We start from the raw sequence: 16,865 nt of genomic DNA, 5'->3' as shown, positions 1-16,865 counted from the left end.
GAGCCCGATGCAGCTTCCGATCGTCGTCGGCGTCGACGGATCCGGGCCGAGTCTGCGGGCCGTGGACTGGGCCGCCGACGAGGCCGCCCTGCGCGGCGCGCCGCTCCGCCTGGTGTACGCCTCGCTCTGGGACCGCTACGAGGGCGCCCTGCTCGCCCAGGAGCTGCACAGGCCGAAGGAGGAGGTCATGGCCCAGGACGTGGTCGGCACCGCCCGGCTGCGCGCCGAGCGGCGGCGACCGGAGGTCCCGGTCAGTACCGAGGTGCTGCCCGAGGAGCCGGACCACGGGCTGGTGCGGGAGAGCCGCACCGCCCTGGCGGTGGTGCTGGGCTGCCGCGGCCGCGGCGGGGTGGCAGAGGCGCTCCTGGGCTCCGTGAGCCTCATGGTGGCGGGACGGGCGCACTGCCCGGTGATCGTGCTGCGCGGCAGCCACGACGACCTGTCCGGCCCGCACGACGAGCTGTCCGGCCCGGCGCCGCGCGGCCCCGTGGTCCTCGGTGTCGGCGAGAAGCCGACGGTCTCGGCCGCCGCGCGCTTCGCCGCCGAGGAGGCGGTGCTGCGCCGGGTGCCCCTGGAGGCCGTACGGGCGTGGCGGCGGCCCGGGCACGCGACCACCGCGCACCCGCTGCTCGCCGGCGAGCCCGCCCACTTCGAGCGGGAGCGGGCCGTCGAGGCGCTGGAGGAGGCCCTGGCGGACGCGCCGGCCGGTCTCGAGGTGACCCGCCGGGCCGCCGAGGGGCACGCCCGGGACGTCCTGCTGGCCGCCTCCCAGGAGGCCGGGCTGCTCGTCGTCGGCGCCCGGCGCCGGCACGGCCGCTTCGGGCTCCACCTCGGCCGCGTCGCCCACGGCCTCCTGCACCACGCGGCCTGCCCGGTGGCCGTCGTGCCCGACGCCTGCTGAACCGGACCGCGGGCGAACCGACGCCGCCCGGACGGCAGGCGAACCGCTCCCCGACCGCACGGAAACCAAACCGACAGCACGGAAACCAAACCGACCGCACGGAAACCAAGCCGAACACAGCGGAAGACCGGGGCACACCGGCACACCGGAGACACCGGAAGACCGGGCCGGTCCCCGTGGCTCCCGCCGGCGGAGAAGAACCCGACTGGTGGCTCCCGCCGGGCCCCCCGCCCGCACAGGCCGGGCCGGCCCGAGGAGAGCCGGCCCGGCATGTGTCACCGGAACGCCGCCGCGCTCACCTGGTGTCCCCCGTGTCGACGCCGTCCAGCGCCGCCCGCCCCGCCTCCAGCCGGGCCACCGGAACCCGGAACGGAGAGCAGGAGACGTAGTCCACTCCCACGGCGTGGAAGAAGCGGATCGACGCCGGGTCGCCGCCGTGCTCGCCGCACACCCCGGTCTGCAGGCCCGGGCGCGCGGCACGGCCCTCCTCGACGGCGATCCGGACCAGCCGGCCCACCCCCTCCCGGTCCAGGGTCTCGAACGGCGAGGCGGCGAACACGCCCTTGTCGAGGTAGGCCGGGAAGAACGCGGCCTCCACGTCGTCCCGGGAGAAGCCCCAGGTGGTCTGCGTCAGGTCGTTGGTGCCGAAGGAGAAGAACTCCGCCTCGGCGGCGATCCGGCCCGCCGTCAGCGCGGCCCGGGGCAGCTCGATCATCGTGCCGACGGGGCACTCCACCGGCACGCCCGTCTCCTCGCTCACCTCGGCCAGCACCCGCCGCACCTCCTCGCGGGCGAGGCGGAGTTCCTCGACGGCGCCGACGAGCGGCACCATGATCTCCGCGTGCGGCGAGCCGCCCGCGCGGACCCGTTCGACCACCGCCTCGGCGACCGCCCGTACCTGCATCGCGACCAGTCCGGGCACCACCAGCCCGAGCCGTACGCCGCGCAGCCCGAGCATGGGGTTCGCCTCGTGCATCCGGTTCACCGCCGCCAGCAGCGCCGTGTCACGGGGGGCCGCCGGGTCGCCCGCCGCCTGTGCGGCGGCGACCCGCACGGCGAGATCCGTGCGGTCCGGCAGGAACTCGTGCAGCGGCGGATCGAGCAGCCGGATGGTGACGGGCAGGGTGTCCATCGCCTCCAGGATGCCCGCGAAGTCCCGCCGCTGGAGCGGCAGCAGAGCGGCCAGGGCCCGCTCGCGCGCGGCACCCGACGGGGCGAGGATCATGTCCTCGACCAGCCTGCGCCGCTCGCCGAGGAACATGTGCTCGGTCCGGCACAGGCCTATGCCACGCGCCCCGAACCGCCGGGCCCGTGCCGCGTCCTCGGGGGTGTCGGCGTTGGCCCGCACCTCCAGCCGCCGTACCGCGTCGGCGTGCTCCAGGGCGCGCGCGACCGAGGCGACCTCGCTGCCCCGCTGCTCACCCGTCTCCAGATAGCGCATCGTCGCCGAGGCGGCGAGCGGGACCGCGCCCGCGTACACGTCGCCGCTGGAGCCGTCCACCGAGACGACGGTGCCCTCGTCGACGACGGTGCCGGCCCGGGTGGTGAAGCGCCGCGCCCCGGCGTCGACGGTGATGTCCCGCGCGCCGCAGACGCACACCTTGCCCATGCCGCGGGCGACGACGGCCGCATGGCTGGTCTTGCCGCCCCGGCCGGTGAGCACCGCCTGCGCGGCGACCATCCCGGGCAGGTCGTCCGGTGTGGTCTCCTCCCGCACCAGTACCACCCGCTCGCCGGACGCGGCCCGCCGTACCGCCTCGGCGGAGTCGAACACGGCCGCGCCCACCGCGGCGCCCGGCGAGGCCGGTACGCCGCGGGTGAGCGGGGTGCCCGCGGCGGTGGTGTCGAAGCGGGGGAACATCAGCCGTGCCAGCCCGTCGCCGCCGACCCGGGCCAGGCCCTCGTCGGCCGTGATGAGCCCCTCCTCGACCAGCTCGGCGGCGATGGCGAACGCCGCCCCCGCGGTGCGCTTGCCCACCCGGGTCTGCAGCATCCACAGGGTGCCGCGCTCGATGGTGAACTCGATGTCGCACAGGTCGCGGTAGTGCCGCTCCAGAGTCCGCGCGTGATCGCGCAGGCGGCGGTACGCACGCGGGTCCAGCCGCTCGAGTTCGGCCAGCGGCACGGCGTCGCGGACACCGGAGACGACGTCCTCGCCCTGGGCGTTCGACAGGTAGTCGCCGTACAGTCCGGGGCGCCCGGTGGCCGGGTCGCGGGTGAAGGCGACACCGCTGCCGGAGTCCGGGCCCAGGTTGCCGAAGACCATGCGCTGCACGGTGACCGCGGTCCCCAGGTCGTCCGGGATGCGCTCGCGCCGCCGGTAGAGACGGGCGCGCTCGGCGTTCCAGGACCGGAACACGGCGAGGACCGCCCGCTGGAGCTGCTGGGCGGGGGACTGCGGGAAGTACCGGCCGGTCTCGTCCAGGATCAGCCGCTTGTACGCCTCCACCAGCCCGGCGAGGTCGCCCGCGTCGAGACGGAGGTCGTCGCGGGCCGCGCGGGCCTCCTTCAGCCGGTTCATGACCACGTCGAACCGGGCCGGATCGACACCCATCACGGTGCTGCCGTACATCTGGACGAGCCGCCGGTAGGAGTCCCAGGCGAAGCGCTCGCTGCCGGAGACCTTGGCCAGGCCGAGCACCGACGCGTCGTTCAGGCCGATGTCGAGGACCGTCTCCATCATGCCGGGCATGGAGAAGCGCGCGCCGGAGCGCACGGAGACCAGCAGCGGGTCGTCGGGCTGCCCGAGCAGCCGCCCGGTGGCCGCCTCCAGCGCGGACAGGTGCCGGGAGACCTCCGCCGACATGCCCTCCGGTTCCTCGCCCGTCGCCAGGAAGGCGCGGCAGGCGTCGGTCGTGACGGTGAACCCCGGCGGCACCGGCAGGCCCAGCCGGGTCATCTCGGCCAGGTTCGCCCCCTTGCCGCCGAGCAGGGCGGACAGGTCGCGGCTTCCGTCCTGGAAGTCGTACACGTAGCGGCTCATGACGCCTCTCCTCGGATCGGAGGTCCGGGTGGCGGTACCTGTCCAGCGTCCTTCGCGGCACGTCGGCCGGAGGGCACCTCCCCGCACGCGGGCGGCTCGGACGCGCGAGGCCGCCGCCGCGAGGCCGCCGGCGCGAGGAAGCCGGCGGCACCCCGGCGCCCCGGCCCGCCCGGGCGCGGACACGCGCCGTCCGTCCGGCCGGCCCCACGGGCCCCATGGGCCGCCGTGTCCGCCCGGTCCCGGACCAGCCGGTGCGGGGTCAGGTCCCGGTGCCCCGCACCACGGCCACCGGACAGCGCGCGTGGTGCAGGAGGGCCTGGCTCACCGAGCCCAGCAGCAGGCCCGTGAAGCCGCCGCGGCCGCGGGCACCGGCGACGACCAGCCGCGCCTCACCGCTGGCCTCGATCAGCGCCGGACGCACCCGGGACCGCACCACGCGCCGCTCCACCGCGACCTGCGGATGACGCTCCCGCCACGGCCGCAGACTCTCCTCCAGCGCCCGCTCCTCCTGGGCCTGGAGCCGCTCGGCGTCCACCACCACGTCCAGCGGATGGGCGGGCTCGCCCGTGTCGGCGTTCCAGGTGTTCCACACCCGCAGGGCCAGCAGGTCCGCGCCGTGCAGCGACGCCTCGGCGAAGGCGAGACCGACGGCGGCCCCGCCCGCCGGTGAGCCGTCGGACGCCAGCAGCACGGGGCCGTCCGGATCGGCTCCGCCGCGCACCACCAGCACCGGGCAGTGGCCGTGCGCGGCCAGGTGCACGCCGGTGGAGCCGAGCAGCAGCCCGCCGAACCCGCCCAGCCCGCGGCTGCCGACCACGACGAGCGAGGCGGTGTGCGACTCGATCTCCAGCACCATCAGCGGCTCGCCGACGGCCACCTCGCGGGTGACCGCCAGGTCGGGTACGGCCGCACGGGCCCTCCCCTCGGCCTTCACCAGGGTGCCGTCCACCATCTTCCGCGCCCCCGCCGCGGCCGGATTCCACGGGGGCCCGCCGGGCGGCAGGGGGATCGACGGCCAGCCGAAGGCGTGCACCAGGCGCAGCTCCGTGCCCCGCACGGCCGCCTCGTGTGCCGCGACCTCCACCGCGTCCAGGCTCGACGGCGATCCGTCCACTCCGACGACGACCGGGTCCGCCATGACACACCTCCGGATGGCCGGGCTCTCTGCCTGTCACCGCCCCGGGCACGCCCGGAGCCGGGGGCCGCCCGCTTCTCGCGGGCCCTGATCGCACGGTGCACGGTTCCGTGCCGCTTCTCCGTGTCTCCTCGCGGCCCTCGGCTCAACCCCAGGACACCGCCTCCGGCCCACGCGCACCAGGGCCGTGGGGCCCCGCCCGGGGGACCGGCCGGCCCCGGCTCCGGTCGCGTGGCGGCCGCACCCGTCCCGTACGAAGCTGGAGACCCGGGTGACCGGGTCCTCCGGCCCGAGAGGAGGGACGGCGGTGGCGATTCCCGTGGTGGTCGGCCTCGACGGCTCCGAGGCCGGCTTCGCGGCGGTGGACTGGGCCGCCGGCGAGGCGCTCCGGCACGGCCTGCCGCTGCACCTGGTGCACGTGACGACGGGGGAACGGGACGCCTCCGCCCTGATCGACGCCGCCACGGAGCGTGTCCGCCGCTGTGCGCCCACGGTGCCGCTGACCAGCGAGGTGCTGCACGCGGACCCGGCCACCGCCCTGATCGGCCAGGGACACGACGCCTTCGCGCTGGTCCTCGGCTCCCGAGGGCTGGGAGATCTCGACGCGATGCTCCTGGGATCCGTCGGCCTCGCCGTGGCGGCCCGGGCCGAGTGCCCGGTCGTCGTGGTGCGCGGCGCCGCCGAGCACCGGGAGTCCAGGTTCGGCAGCGTCGTCGTGGGCGTGGAGAACGGGGAGGGCAGCGGTACGGCGGTCCCGTTCGCCTTCCGTGAGGCGCAGGTGCGGCACTGCGGGCTGGTGGTGGTGCACGCCTGGACCGCGCCGATCGACGCCCACGCCACGGCGCGGGCCCCCTCGTGGGCCCTGGAGGCACACCGCCGCCCGCCGGCCCAGGTGCTCGACGACGCGCTGCGCGGTCTGACGGAGCGTTACGGCGACGTCCGGGTGACCCGCAGGGTGGTCGAGGGGCCGGCCCGCCGGGAACTGCTCGGCGCCGCGTCCGCCGCGGACCTGCTGATCGTCGGCGCTCCCCGGCGGCACGGGCACCCGGGCCTCCAACTGGGCCTGATCGGCCACGCCATGCTCCACCACGCGCCGTGTCCGGTCGCGGTCGTGCCCCGGACCTGACCGGGGCCGGGGCGAGACCGCGGCCGGCCGGTGGCGGTCGACCCGGCCGCCCGGCCGCCGGGGCCGGACGTCGGCGCGGCAGGGCCGTTCGGCCCTGTGAGCGGGGCCCGCCGCGGTCCGATCGTGGGACGACGGGGGGAGCCGAGGAGGCGACGCCGATGTCGGAGGCCACGACCACCGATCTGTACGAGGTCACCATGGCCCTGTCCTACCTGCGGGAGGGCATGTCCGGCCCCGCGACGTTCAGCCTGTTCGTCCGCGACCTGCCGCCGGAGCGCGGCTTCCTGGTCGCAGCGGGTCTCGACTCGGCTCTGGACTACCTCTCCGGTCTGCACGTGGGCCCCGAGGACGTCGCGGACTTCGCCGCCGCGCTGCACCGGCCGCCGGAGGAACTGCGGCCCCTGCTCGGACTGGAGTTCACCGGCCGGGTACGGGCCGTGCCGGAGGGGCGGATCGTGCTCGCGGGCGAACCCCTGCTGGAGGTGACCGCGCCCCTGCCCGAGGCGCAGCTCGTCGAGACGTACGTGCTGAACCGGATCAGCCATCAGACGCTCATCGCCTCGAAGGCCGCGCGCTGCGTGCTGGCGGCGGACGGACACCCGGTCGTGGACTTCTCCCTGCGGCGCGCCCACGGCCCGCAGGCCGGGTTCCAGGCCGCCCGGCTCGGCGCGCTGGTCGGCTTCGCCGGGACCAGCAACGTGGCCGCCGCCACGGCGACCGGCATACCCGCGGTGGGCACCATGGCCCACTCCTACGTGGAGGCGTTCCCCGGCGAGGAGGAGGCGTTCCGCGCCTTCGCCCGGACCCACCCGGGGCCGGTGACCCTGCTGGTGGACACCTACGACACCGAGGCCGGCGTCCGCGTCGCGGCCCGCGTCCTGCGCGACCTGGACCGCGGACCGGGCTCGGCGGTACGGCTGGACAGCGGCGACCTCGGGGCGCTGGCGGTACGCGCCCGGGCCCTCCTGGACGAGGCCGGTCTGCCGGACGTACGGATCATCGCCAGCGGCGGGCTCGACGAGTACGCGGTGGACGACCTGATGCGCTCCGGAGCCCCGATCGACGTGTTCGCCGTCGGTACCCGCGTCGGCGTCTCGGCCGACGCGCCCTGTCTGGACTCCGCGTACAAGATGGTGGAGTACGACGGCCGGCCGGTGATGAAGCTGTCGTCGGCGAAGGTGACGGCGCCCGGCCCCAAGCAGGTGTTCCGACGACCCGGTTACGCCGATGTGATCGCCCTCGCCGACGAGCGGCCGCCCGGCGACGGCACCCCGCTGCTGGAGACCGTGATGCTCGGCGGGCGGCGCACCGTCGGGAGGGCCACCCTCGACGACGGCCGGGCGCGGTTCGCCACCGACCTGGACGGGCTGCCGCCCGCCGCGCGCCGTGTCCGCGCCCCCGTCGCGCCCCGCGCGACGGTGTCCGGGCGGCTCGCCGCACTCGCCTCCGACGTCCGGCGGCGCATCGAGGAGCGGATGGCCGCCGCAGGCACCCACCCGCCCGGGGCGGGACCCGCCGCCCGCGGCCCGCTCCGGCCGGCCGCCCACGGACCGGTATCCGGATGAGGAGAGAGACGATGGCGCACACGGCTGAGTGGAAGGTCCGCCTCCACCTCTTCGAGGACGACGAGGGGACGACGAAGGCACACGTGGTGCTGGACACCGGTACCACGGCGCTCACCGGCGAAGGGACGGCGCGCTGTCACCCGGCGGACGCGAACGTACCGGAGATCGGTGACGAACTGGCGGCGGGCCGGGCCATGGTCGATCTCGCCAAGCAGCTCCTGACCACCGCCGAGCGGGACGTCCGGGGCCTGGAGACGACCGGTCCGGGCCCGGCCCTGCGGCCGGCGGCACTCTGAGGAGAGGCGGCGACCATGCGAGCTCACCTCGGCGACCAGCTCGTCGTCGAAAGCGCGGCGACCGGTGTCGCCCGGCGCGACGGCGAGATCGTCGGACTCCACCACGAGGACGGCACACCGCCCTACGACGTGCGCTGGTCGGACACGGACCAGGTGTCGCTGGTGTTCCCCGGCCCCGACGCCCACATCCGCCACATCGCGCACGGCACGCCCCCGCCCGGTCACCAGGACCCGGTGGCGCCCGGCGCCGTGTCCGGGGCCGGCCCGGGGTTCGGCGCCCCCGGAGCCGGCGACATCGGCCGGCGTGTGGCGGTGGAACGCCGTCGGCGGGGACTCAGCCGGGAGGAGACGGCGGGCCGCGCCCGCATGTCGCCCGACTACCTCGCCTACCTGGAGGAACACCCCGCCGATCCGACGCTCGCCACCCTCGTCAGGCTGGCCGACGCGCTCGGCACCACCGTCGCCGCGCTGCGCGGCGGGGGCACCGGGCTGCCGCCCGGCCAGGGCCACGCGCTCCTCCATCCGCGGTTGCGGGACCTCGGCCCGGACGAGTGCCGCGCCCTGCTGGCCACGCACGGCATCGGCCGCGTCGCCGTGACGGCGCACGACGGGCGGCCCGCGGTCGTCCCGGTCAACTACGAGGTCGTCGACGACGCGATCGCCTTCCGGACCGCACCGGGATCGGTGCCCGCGGCGGCCGTGGGCACCGAGGTCGCCTTCGAGGTGGACCACCTGGACGAGGCGCTCAGCCAGGGCTGGAGCGTGCTCGCCGTGGGCCCCGCACGGGCCGTCACGGACCCGGACGCCGCACGGCGTCTCACCGGGGGCGCCCACGGCGAGCCGTGGGCGGGCGGCGAACGGGAGATGTGGGTGTCGATCCGGCCCACCCGGCTCACCGGCCGCCGCATCAGCCCCGGCCCCTGACCGGGGACCGGCCGGGCCGGCGGCGCCGGCCGACGACGGGGGAGAACGGGGGAGAACGGGGGTACGCGGCAACCGGACGGAGAAGGTGAGGGCGACGATGGAACTCCCGCTGGTCGTGGGCGTCGACGGTTCGGACCCCAGCCTGCTCGCGGTCGACTGGGCGGCGGCCGAGGCGGCTCGGCACGGGCTGCCGCTGCGCCTGGTCCACGCCTCGCTGTGGGAGCGCTACGAGGGCGCCCTGCCGTCCTTCGGCACCGGCCGGCCCGCCGAGGAGGTCATGGCCCAGCACATCGTCGCCTCGGGCGCGGAACGGGTCCGGGTGCGCGAACCGGAGGTGAAGGTGTCCACCGAGGTGCTGCCCGCCGACCCGGTGGCCGTACTGCTGGCGGCGGCGCCCACGGCCTCGGCCCTGGTCACCGGCGTACGGGGGCGGGGCGAGATCGCCGGCCTGCTGCTGGGCTCGGTGAGCCTCGCGGTGGCGGCGCGCGCCGAGTGCCCGGTCGTCGTGGTCCGGGGGACGGAGCCCGCCGTCACGGGGACCCGGGGCCGGATCGTGGCCGGAGTGGGCGAGTCGGCCGGCACCGACGCCGTCCTGCGGTTCGCCGCCCGCGAGGCGCGGGCGCACGGCTGCGGCCTGACGGCCGTACGGGCCTGGCACACGCCGGCCCAGCAGCCCGTGGACCACATGCTGATCGCCGACGACGCCGCCCGGTCCCGCGAGGAGCGGGCCCTGGCCGGCCTGGACGAGGCGCTGCGCGAGACCGAACGGGAGCACCCGGCGCTGGAGATCGAGCGCCGGGCGGTCGAGGGCCCCACCCGCCGGGTGCTGCTGGAGGCCTCGGCCGGGGCCGATCTGATCGTGGTCGGCGCCGTGCGGCGCGAGGGCCGCCCCGGTCTGCAGCTCGGCAGGATCGCCCACACCCTGCTGCACCACGCGCGGTGCCCGGTCGCCGTCGTCCCGCACGGGGTCTGAGGGCTGTCCCGTGATCCCCGGTGGGTCGGCGCACGGCGCCGGATGCGGTGCGTCGCACGGCGGAGGGTCGTCCTCATGCCGGTCGTGTCCGGGCGATCCGACAACGCGGCGAGGTGCCGTGGCGTCGTCGTGCGCCCGCCGGGGACTCCGGGACGGCCCTTGGGGCCCGTCGCGAGAGCCCCTCCCGGCCGAAGGACCGGGGGACTTCCGTGACAGGCACCGGGGAACGTCCCGGGCGCTCGGCGTCCGGCGTCTCAGTCCTCGGTCCATCCGTGGTTCCTGGCGAACCGCAGCAGCCCGAGCCTGACCTGGAGGATCTGCTCCCCGGTCAGGGACGGCGCGGCGGCCAGCAGGATCTCGGTGACCTCGTGGAGGTACTCGTCCGGGGTGAGGACGTCGCACAGCGAGTCGTCGCCGTCCGGCTGCCTCGCGGCGACCGGGAAGGTCCCCGTACCCCCGCTCCTGAGCAGCACCGGCGGCCGGGCGGCGGCCCCCGGGGCCAGCTTCACCGCCGAGGCCTTCAGACCCCGGTCGCCCTCCTCGACCTCGAACTCCACCGCGAGGCCCGGACGCACCTGCTGCTCGGGGATGAGCAGATCGTTCACGTGCAGGAAGACGTCCTCGGTGCCATCCTCCGGAGCGATGAACCCGTAACCCCGGGAACCGTCGAACCGCACCACCCGACCAGCGACCATGCCACCAACCCCCAAAGAACCGGCCTCGTTGCCCGGGCCGTCACCAGCGCAGAAGACTAGGCCACCACGGGCCGTCACGACGAGTCGGGGCCCCGTCCCGCCCGCCCGCACGGGCCCCGGCGGGCCACCCCTCGTGCCGCAGTGCCCGCCGGGATGCGATGATCACGGCGCCTCGCCCGGCTCAGGGCCCTCGCCGAAGGAAGGACCACCCATGGCGACCGAAGCGGCTCCGCACCCGGCCGACCGGGATCACGCGCGCATCCCCGACACACCGGCCGGGGGCACGGTCGTCCTGCTGAACGGCACCTCCAGCTCGGGCAAGTCGAGCATCGCCCGGGCGCTGCTCGAGGTCCTCGACGGCACCTGGTTCCACATGCCCGTCGACACCTTCCACGCCATGCGCGGCGGCCGCCCGGCCGCCGACGCGGACCTCCCGGCCGAGATCGACCGCACCGTCATGGGTTTCCACCGTGCCGTCGCCGGGATGGCGGCGGGCGGCAACAACCTCGTGGTGGACCATCCGCTCAGCCGCCGCTGGCGGCTGCTCGACCTGCTCGGCCTGCTGGTGCCCGGCGACACCGTCCTGGTCGCGGTCCGCTGCCCCCTGGCCGAGCTGGAGCGCCGGGAACGCGTCCGGGGCGACCGGCAACCCGGACTGGCCGCCCTCCAGTACGACCACGTCCACGCGCACGGGGCGCACGACGTCGAGGTGGACACCAGCGTGCTGTCCCCACGCGAATGCGCCCTGCGCATCAGCGACTTCATGCGGGACCGGCCTCGCCCCACCGCCTTCGACAGGCTCGGGGCGGCATCGCGCGACGAGGGGTGACCCCGCCCGGCGGCCGGGCCGTCCCGCGCACCGGCAGCCGGTCCCGCACGGGCGCGGGCAGCCGTGTGCCGCACCGGCCCGGCGGGCGGCCGTTCCCGCCGGAGCACCCGTCGCCCCGCCCGATCCGGCCCGTGCCCGGCCGGTCCTCACCGGTCGGCCGCCGCTCCTCCCCGGAATCCGCACGCATGGCCCTCATCGGAACCGGGTACGCGAGGCGGGAGCACGCCCGGGCCACCCGGCCGTGTGCCCGTACCGCCGCTACCTGGGGATCTGCCATGGAGACACCCGCCCACGACGACCACCCGCCCACGCCGGCACAGCAGGCGCTCGACGCGCTCGCCGTGAACGCCGAGGACCAGATCGCCCTGGACACGCTCGCTCACAGCGAGGTGCTCGTCCCGGTGCCGGACGAGGCGGTCGACGGTGAGGGCGCCGACGGCTCGACCGTCGCGCTGCCCATCCTCGAACAGGCCGACGGCGATCCGGTCGTCCCGGTCTTCACCTCGGAGGGGACGATGGCCGAGCTGCTGCCGTTCATCTCCCGCTACCGCCTGATACCGCTCGGCGCCCTGGCCTCCCAGTGGCCCGAGGAGGACCTCTCCCTCGCGATCGACGGCAGCTCCGCCCACGGGCTGACGCTGACCTCCCAGGGGGTGCGCACCCTGCTGGCCCGCTGAGCGGCCCGCACGCGTGAGCGGACCGCGGGGCCCACCAGGGCGTCCCGCGGTCCGCCCGGGGTCATCCGGCCCGCTCGGCCAGCATCCGCTCCAGCACGGCCCGCTGCAGCGGCAGTACCCGGGTGTGCAGGTCGCGGCCCTTGCGGGTGAGCGCGACCCACACCCCGCGCCGGTCCTCCGCGCACACCGAGCGCTCGACCAGGCCGTCCTTCTCCAGCCGCCCGATCAGCCGGGACAGCGCGCTCTGGCTGAGATGGACCCGCCCGACCAGGTTCTGCACCCGGCACTGGTCGCCGTTCGCGGGTGACTCGGAGGCGAGGATGTCCAGCACCTCGAAGTCGCTGGCGCCGAGCCCGTGCGGATGCAGGACGCGATCGATCTCGCACATCGTGCGCGCGTGCACGGTGAGGATGTCCCGCCAGCGCTCCTCGAGCCGGGCATCGGCCGTGTTGACTGCCATACCGGCACCGTAGCACCGTTCCGGCCAATCATTGAGTGTGCAACTAGTTTCGCTTCGGTCCGGGTCCGCCCGTCGAGCGGCGGCGTCCGGCGGCGCCTCAGGCGGCCGGGTCCTGGAGCAGGCCCACCAGGTTGCCGTCCGCGTCCCGTACGAAGGCGATCAACCGGCCGCCGCCGACGTCCTGCGCGTCCTGCAGCGGCTCGGCACCGGCCGCCACCAGCGCCGCCAGCCGCTCCCGCAGATCGGTGACGTGCCAGTAGGGGACCGGCCCGGTCATGCCCTTGGCGTGCCCGTTCGGGTCGAGACCGATGTCCTGCCCGGCGGTCCTGAAACCGACGTAGTACGGCTCGTCCGCGTAGGGCTCGGCCCCCAGCAGCGCCGAGAACAGCGCCTTGGCCTTCTCCAGGTCCTTGACGGGGTAGATGATCGTCTGCGCGCCGGCGGTCATGGAATCCCACTCCTCGAAAGTCGCTGCCCCGGCTGTCGTCCGCCGGTGACTCCCACGTTAGGGCGGGCGGACCCGCCACCGCTTCTCCGATCCTGACCGGTCGCGCCGAACGGGTTCCGGGTGTCGTCGCCGCGCCGTCGCCACGGCCACCGTCACCGTGCCGGGCGGCCCCGGCCCGCCCGGGACCGGCGCCGGCGGGGCCCGGTCGTGAGCGGACGGCCGGGCCTGCCCCATGGCGGCGGGATCCCGGCACGCGGCGGCCGTTCGGTACCGGTCAAGGGCCGACGAGTCCCCTACGCGACGTGCCCGGCTGCGCCACAGTGGGAACACCGCGCACGAGGAGGCCGGAGACGGAGGCGGACGGATGACGGGAACCCCCCAGGGCCGCATACGGCAGACCATCCTTGAGTGGCTCAAGGAGCCGGCGGCGTACTTCCCGGCCGGGCGCCGGCCCGGCGAAGCCGCCGAGTCGGGCGTCACCGCACGGGCCGTGGCCGCCAGGCTGGGCGTGCCCCGCCGGACCGCCGCCGCCCACCTCGACCTGCTGGCCCGCCTGGGCCTGCTGCGCACCCGGCGGATCCGGTGCCGCACCCACTACCGGCGTGACGAGATCCGCATCGCCGAGGTGGCCCGCATGTTCGAGAAGGGCTGGTGAGGATGTATGACCACGGCACTGGTGCCGCTGCACCGCGTGCGCCTGGGCGGACGCGGCCCCGAGGACGTGGTGACCGACGCCGAGGGCCATGTCCTGACCGGGACGGCGGACGGCCGCGTCCTGCGGATCCGCCACCTGGCCGACCCGCGCAGGGCCCGGGTCGAGACACTGGCGGACACCGGCGGCCGCCCGCTCGGTCTGGAGCCGCTCGCCGACGGCGGTCTGCTGGTGTGCGACGCGGAACGCGGCCTGCTGCGGGTCGGCCCCGACGGCGCCGTGCGGGTGCTGGCGGACTCGGTGGCGGGGGAGCGGCTGCGGGTCTGCAGCAACGCCGTCGCCGCGGCCGACGGCAGCGTGTACTTCACCGCCTCCAGCCGCCGCTACCCCCTGGACCAGTGGATCGGCGACATCGTCGAGCACACCGGCACCGGCCGGCTGCTGCGCCTCCCGCCCGGCGGCGGCACCCCCGAAGTGCTGCTGGACGGCCTCCAGTTCGCCAACGGCCTCGCCGTGAGCGGCGACGGCACCTTCCTGGTGGTCGCGGAGACAGGGGCCTGCCGGCTCACCCGCTACCACCTCGGCGGACCGCGCGCCGGCCGGTCCGAACACTTCGCCGACCTGCCGGGCATGCCCGACAACATGTGGCGAGAGGGCCCGGACGGCCCGATCTGGGTGGCCCTGGCCGGGCCCCGCGTCCCTCCGCTCGGGCTGCTGCACCGCGCCCCGCCGGGCGTCCGCCGCGCGGCCGCCCGCGCCGCCGTCAGAGCCCCGTTCCGCCCGGGCGGAACGATCGGCGTGGTGGCGGTCGACGACCACGGCCGCACGGTGCACCACCTGAGCCGCCACCGCTCCCGCTTCCGCATGGTCACCAGCGTCTGCGTGACCGGCGGCCTGCTGGTGCTCGGCAGCTTCTGGGAGCCGGGCGTCGCCGTCTGCGCGGCTCCGGCCCCCGGGCGACCCGGCGGTACCCTGGTGCCCGGCCGTGATCACCCGTCGTGACCGGGCCGAACAGGAGACCGACGAGCATGACAGCCCCGGAAGCCGAAAGCCTCCGAGCCCGCCCCGCGCCACGGCGGCGGTCCCCGTGGCGTACCCAGGCCCCCGTCGTCGCGGTGGTCGCCGCCGGCGGCGCCCTCGGGGCCACGGCCCGCTACGCGTTCGCCCTCGCCTGGCCCACGCCGCCCGGCGGCTTCCCCTGGACGACCTTCTGGACCAACGTCACCGGCTGCGCCGTGATCGGCGTGTTCATGGTGCTGATCACCGACGTGTGGGCCGCGCACCGCCTGGTGCGCCCCTTCTTCGGCACCGGCGTGCTCGGCGGCTACACCACCTTCTCCACCTACGCCGTCGACATCCAGAAGCTGGCCGACGGCGGGCACCCGCGCACCGCTCTCGCCTGTCTCGCCGCAACCCTGCTCGCGGCACTCGCGGCGGTGTGGGCGGCCTCGGCCGCCGCCCGTTTCCTGCTCACCAGGAGGCAGCGATGACATCCCTCACCGGCCGGGCCCTGCGGCTCACCGTGTACATCGGCGAGGACGACACCTGGCACCACAAGCCCCTCTACTCCGAGATCGTCCACCGCGCGCACGCCGCCGGTCTCGCCGGGGCCAGCGTGTTCCGGGGTGTCGAGGGCTTCGGTGCCTCCTCGCGCATCCACACCAGCCGGCTGCTGTCGCTGAGCGAGGACCTGCCGGTCGCGATCGTCGTCGTGGACACCGAGGAGCGGATCCGGGCGTTCCTGCCGCACCTGGACGAACTGGTCGACGAGGGCCTGGTCACCCTGGAGGAGTGCGAGGTGGTCCGGTACACGGGGCGGACCGCGCACCCGGACGAAACGGACCCGGAGGGTAAGAGGTCGTTGTGAACTGGCTGCTGGTCGTGCTGGGGGCCATGGTCGGCGCGCCCCTGCGCTATCTCACCGACCGGGCCGTCCAGGCCAGGCACGACTCGCTCTTCCCCTGGGGCACCTTCGTGGTGAACGTCACCGGCTGCCTGGTCCTGGGGCTGCTCACCGGCGCCGCCGCCGCGGGAGCCGCAGGTCAGCACCTGCAGTTGCTGCTGGGTACCGGCCTGTGCGGGGCTCTGACGACGTACTCGACGTTCTCCTACGAGACGCTCAGGCTGACCGAGGCCGGTGCGGCCCTCTACGCTGCGGCCAACGCCGCGGCGAGCGTGGTCGCCGGTCTGACGGCGGCCTTCGCCGGGGTGTGGCTCGCCGGCGCCCTGTGGGCGTAGCGCCCGGTCCGCCGAACCGGGCATGGTAGGAACGTCTACAGCACTGTCGACCAACCCTTCTCAGAACTGGATCCCATGAGCGCCATCTCCGTCGGTCAGGCCGTCGTCCTCGGAGTCGTCGAGGGGGTGACCGAATTCCTCCCCGTGTCGTCCACCGGCCACCTCAAGATCACCGAGGGGCTCATGGACATCCCCGTGGACGACAAGTCCGTCGTCGGGTTCTCCGCCGTGATCCAGGTCGGCGCCATCGCGGCCGTGCTCGTGTACTTCTCCAAGGACATCAAGCGGATCGTCTCCGCCTGGTTCCGCGGCCTGACCAGGCCCGAGGAGCGCTACCACCACGACTACCGGTTCGCCTGGTGGGTGATCGCCGCGACCGTCCCGATCGTCGTGGTGGGCCTGGCCGCGAAGCCGCTGATCGAAGGCCCGCTCGCCTCGCTCTGGGTGGTCGCCGGCTCCCTGATCGCCGGATCCGGCGTGATGTGGGCGGCCGACCAGATGGGCCGGCACAAGCGGGGTGAGGACGACACCTCCTTCAAGGACGCGATGCTGGTCGGCTGCTCGCAGATCCTCGCGCTGCTCTTCCCCGGCTTCTCCCGCTCCGGCGCCACCATGTCCACCGCGCTCATCCTCGACCTGGACCGGGTCGCGGCCACCCGGCTCTCCTTCTTCCTCGGCATCCCGGCCCTGACCGGCGCCGGCATCTACGAGCTGAAGGACGCCCTCGGCGCGGGCGTGGGCGCCGCTCCGCTGGCCGTCGGCACCATCGTGTCCTTCGTGGTCGCCTACGCCTCCATCGCCTGGCTGCTGAAGTTCGTCGCCAAGCACTCCTTCAACGCCTTCGTGATCTACCGGATCGTGATCGGTGTGGCGCTCCTCGGCCTCCTCGCCACCGGCACCCTGACGAGCTGAGCGGACACCGTCCGACCACGGGGTGGGGGGCCCCCCCCCCGCCGGGCCCCC

Annotated in this window: 19 protein-coding genes; 14 read left to right on the top strand and 5 right to left on the bottom strand. The window is 75.4% G+C overall.

What is annotated here, in order from left to right:
- Positions 1 to 7 precede the first annotated feature (7 nt).
- A complete protein-coding gene (locus MXD57_RS24765; protein ID WP_250404152.1) occupies positions 8 to 901 on the top strand; it encodes a universal stress protein in 894 nt (297 codons plus the stop codon).
- Between the two features lie 295 nt (positions 902 to 1,196).
- On the opposite strand, the gene ppdK is transcribed toward MXD57_RS24765, so the two are convergent.
- Both ppdK and MXD57_RS24755 read right to left on the bottom strand, forming a co-directional pair.
- Positions 1,197 to 3,884 carry a pyruvate, phosphate dikinase gene (gene ppdK / locus MXD57_RS24760; RefSeq protein WP_250404150.1) on the bottom strand — a complete coding sequence of 896 codons (2,688 nt, stop codon included), beginning with the start codon at positions 3,882 to 3,884 and terminating at the stop codon, positions 1,197 to 1,199.
- Positions 3,885 to 4,143: 259 nt separating this feature from the next.
- On the bottom strand, positions 4,144 to 5,022 hold the full coding sequence (locus tag MXD57_RS24755; protein ID WP_250404147.1) for a universal stress protein: 879 nt from the start codon (positions 5,020 to 5,022) through the stop codon (positions 4,144 to 4,146).
- A 304-nt stretch (positions 5,023 to 5,326) separates the two neighbouring features.
- On the opposite strand from MXD57_RS24755, the gene MXD57_RS24750 reads away from it, so the two are divergent.
- The 5 genes from MXD57_RS24750 (at position 5,327) to MXD57_RS24730 (ending at position 9,903) form a co-directional block, all read left to right on the top strand.
- Positions 5,327 to 6,145, top strand: coding sequence for a universal stress protein (locus MXD57_RS24750; protein WP_250404146.1), 819 nt, complete (start codon positions 5,327 to 5,329; stop codon positions 6,143 to 6,145).
- Positions 6,146 to 6,303: 158 nt separating this feature from the next.
- Positions 6,304 to 7,710: a nicotinate phosphoribosyltransferase gene (locus tag MXD57_RS24745; RefSeq protein WP_250404145.1), complete on the top strand. Its 1,407-nt coding sequence runs from the start codon at positions 6,304 to 6,306 to the stop codon at positions 7,708 to 7,710.
- Positions 7,711 to 7,721: 11 nt separating this feature from the next.
- Entirely contained in the window at positions 7,722 to 8,006 is a 285-nt protein-coding gene (locus MXD57_RS24740) for a DUF1876 domain-containing protein (RefSeq protein ID WP_250404143.1), read from the top strand.
- Positions 8,007 to 8,021: 15 nt separating this feature from the next.
- On the top strand, positions 8,022 to 8,930 hold the full coding sequence (locus MXD57_RS24735) for a pyridoxamine 5'-phosphate oxidase family protein (RefSeq protein WP_250404141.1): 909 nt from the start codon (positions 8,022 to 8,024) through the stop codon (positions 8,928 to 8,930).
- A gap of 97 nt (positions 8,931 to 9,027) precedes the next feature.
- Positions 9,028 to 9,903: a universal stress protein gene (locus MXD57_RS24730; RefSeq protein ID WP_250404139.1), complete on the top strand. Its 876-nt coding sequence runs from the start codon at positions 9,028 to 9,030 to the stop codon at positions 9,901 to 9,903.
- 254 nt (positions 9,904 to 10,157) lie between these two features.
- Here MXD57_RS24730 and MXD57_RS24725 read toward each other — a convergent pair whose 3' ends face one another.
- Entirely contained in the window at positions 10,158 to 10,598 is a 441-nt protein-coding gene (locus tag MXD57_RS24725; protein ID WP_250404137.1) for a cold-shock protein, read from the bottom strand.
- A 211-nt stretch (positions 10,599 to 10,809) separates the two neighbouring features.
- Here MXD57_RS24725 and MXD57_RS24720 point away from each other — a divergent pair, with 211 nt between their 5' ends.
- Together MXD57_RS24720 and MXD57_RS24715 are read left to right on the top strand one after the other, a co-directional pair.
- Positions 10,810 to 11,427, top strand: coding sequence for a chloramphenicol phosphotransferase CPT family protein (locus MXD57_RS24720; protein WP_250404135.1), 618 nt, complete (start codon positions 10,810 to 10,812; stop codon positions 11,425 to 11,427).
- Positions 11,428 to 11,702: 275 nt separating this feature from the next.
- A complete protein-coding gene (locus MXD57_RS24715; RefSeq protein WP_250404134.1) occupies positions 11,703 to 12,104 on the top strand; it encodes an SseB family protein in 402 nt (133 codons plus the stop codon).
- A gap of 61 nt (positions 12,105 to 12,165) precedes the next feature.
- Here the strand turns inward: MXD57_RS24715 and MXD57_RS24710 are convergent, their stop codons facing one another.
- Together MXD57_RS24710 and MXD57_RS24705 are read right to left on the bottom strand one after the other, a co-directional pair.
- Positions 12,166 to 12,564 carry a MarR family winged helix-turn-helix transcriptional regulator gene (locus tag MXD57_RS24710; RefSeq protein WP_250404132.1) on the bottom strand — a complete coding sequence of 133 codons (399 nt, stop codon included), beginning with the start codon at positions 12,562 to 12,564 and terminating at the stop codon, positions 12,166 to 12,168.
- 97 nt (positions 12,565 to 12,661) lie between these two features.
- On the bottom strand, positions 12,662 to 13,012 hold the full coding sequence (locus MXD57_RS24705) for a VOC family protein (protein WP_250404130.1): 351 nt from the start codon (positions 13,010 to 13,012) through the stop codon (positions 12,662 to 12,664).
- A gap of 364 nt (positions 13,013 to 13,376) precedes the next feature.
- Between MXD57_RS24705 and MXD57_RS24700 the strand changes: the two genes are divergently transcribed.
- From MXD57_RS24700 to MXD57_RS24675, 6 genes are all read left to right on the top strand, one after another.
- Positions 13,377 to 13,667, top strand: a complete 291-nt coding sequence (locus tag MXD57_RS24700; RefSeq protein ID WP_250404128.1) for a helix-turn-helix domain-containing protein — start codon at positions 13,377 to 13,379, stop codon at positions 13,665 to 13,667.
- A gap of 6 nt (positions 13,668 to 13,673) precedes the next feature.
- Entirely contained in the window at positions 13,674 to 14,666 is a 993-nt protein-coding gene (locus MXD57_RS24695) for an SMP-30/gluconolactonase/LRE family protein (protein WP_250404126.1), read from the top strand.
- Positions 14,667 to 14,692: 26 nt separating this feature from the next.
- Entirely contained in the window at positions 14,693 to 15,154 is a 462-nt protein-coding gene (locus MXD57_RS24690; protein ID WP_250404125.1) for a fluoride efflux transporter FluC, read from the top strand.
- The gene (locus tag MXD57_RS24685; protein ID WP_250404123.1) at positions 15,151 to 15,531 is read left to right on the top strand and encodes a DUF190 domain-containing protein; all 381 of its coding nucleotides are present in this window, start codon (positions 15,151 to 15,153) and stop codon (positions 15,529 to 15,531) included. Before MXD57_RS24690 ends, MXD57_RS24685 begins: the two co-directional genes overlap by 4 nt.
- A complete protein-coding gene (gene crcB / locus MXD57_RS24680) occupies positions 15,528 to 15,902 on the top strand; it encodes a fluoride efflux transporter CrcB (protein ID WP_250404121.1) in 375 nt (124 codons plus the stop codon). The genes MXD57_RS24685 and crcB overlap by 4 nt, the downstream gene beginning before the upstream one ends.
- A 75-nt stretch (positions 15,903 to 15,977) precedes the next feature.
- Positions 15,978 to 16,814, top strand: coding sequence for an undecaprenyl-diphosphate phosphatase (locus MXD57_RS24675; protein WP_250404119.1), 837 nt, complete (start codon positions 15,978 to 15,980; stop codon positions 16,812 to 16,814).
- Positions 16,815 to 16,865 lie beyond the last annotated feature (51 nt).

Source organism: Streptomyces cellostaticus, from assembly GCF_023630175.1.
Classification (GTDB): domain Bacteria; phylum Actinomycetota; class Actinomycetes; order Streptomycetales; family Streptomycetaceae; genus Streptomyces; species Streptomyces cellostaticus_A.
The sequence above is the reverse complement of the archived record's forward strand: the minus strand, read 5'-3'. Positions and strand labels throughout refer to the sequence as shown.

Coding starts and splice junctions, on each gene's coding strand:
- MXD57_RS24730 (WP_250404139.1), top strand. CDS start 9,028: ATGGAACTCCCGCTGGTCGTGGGCGTCGACGGTTCGGACCCCAGCCTG.
- MXD57_RS24765 (WP_250404152.1), top strand. CDS start 8: ATGCAGCTTCCGATCGTCGTCGGCGTCGACGGATCCGGGCCGAGTCTG.
- MXD57_RS24740 (WP_250404143.1), top strand. CDS start 7,722: ATGGCGCACACGGCTGAGTGGAAGGTCCGCCTCCACCTCTTCGAGGAC.
- MXD57_RS24700 (WP_250404128.1), top strand. CDS start 13,377: ATGACGGGAACCCCCCAGGGCCGCATACGGCAGACCATCCTTGAGTGG.
- MXD57_RS24685 (WP_250404123.1), top strand. CDS start 15,151: ATGACATCCCTCACCGGCCGGGCCCTGCGGCTCACCGTGTACATCGGC.
- MXD57_RS24710 (WP_250404132.1), bottom strand. CDS start 12,564: ATGGCAGTCAACACGGCCGATGCCCGGCTCGAGGAGCGCTGGCGGGAC.
- MXD57_RS24695 (WP_250404126.1), top strand. CDS start 13,674: ATGACCACGGCACTGGTGCCGCTGCACCGCGTGCGCCTGGGCGGACGC.
- MXD57_RS24690 (WP_250404125.1), top strand. CDS start 14,693: ATGACAGCCCCGGAAGCCGAAAGCCTCCGAGCCCGCCCCGCGCCACGG.
- ppdK (WP_250404150.1), bottom strand. CDS start 3,884: ATGAGCCGCTACGTGTACGACTTCCAGGACGGAAGCCGCGACCTGTCC.
- MXD57_RS24720 (WP_250404135.1), top strand. CDS start 10,810: ATGGCGACCGAAGCGGCTCCGCACCCGGCCGACCGGGATCACGCGCGC.
- MXD57_RS24755 (WP_250404147.1), bottom strand. CDS start 5,022: ATGGCGGACCCGGTCGTCGTCGGAGTGGACGGATCGCCGTCGAGCCTG.
- MXD57_RS24725 (WP_250404137.1), bottom strand. CDS start 10,598: ATGGTCGCTGGTCGGGTGGTGCGGTTCGACGGTTCCCGGGGTTACGGG.
- MXD57_RS24715 (WP_250404134.1), top strand. CDS start 11,703: ATGGAGACACCCGCCCACGACGACCACCCGCCCACGCCGGCACAGCAG.
- MXD57_RS24705 (WP_250404130.1), bottom strand. CDS start 13,012: ATGACCGCCGGCGCGCAGACGATCATCTACCCCGTCAAGGACCTGGAG.
- MXD57_RS24735 (WP_250404141.1), top strand. CDS start 8,022: ATGCGAGCTCACCTCGGCGACCAGCTCGTCGTCGAAAGCGCGGCGACC.
- MXD57_RS24675 (WP_250404119.1), top strand. CDS start 15,978: ATGAGCGCCATCTCCGTCGGTCAGGCCGTCGTCCTCGGAGTCGTCGAG.
- MXD57_RS24745 (WP_250404145.1), top strand. CDS start 6,304: ATGTCGGAGGCCACGACCACCGATCTGTACGAGGTCACCATGGCCCTG.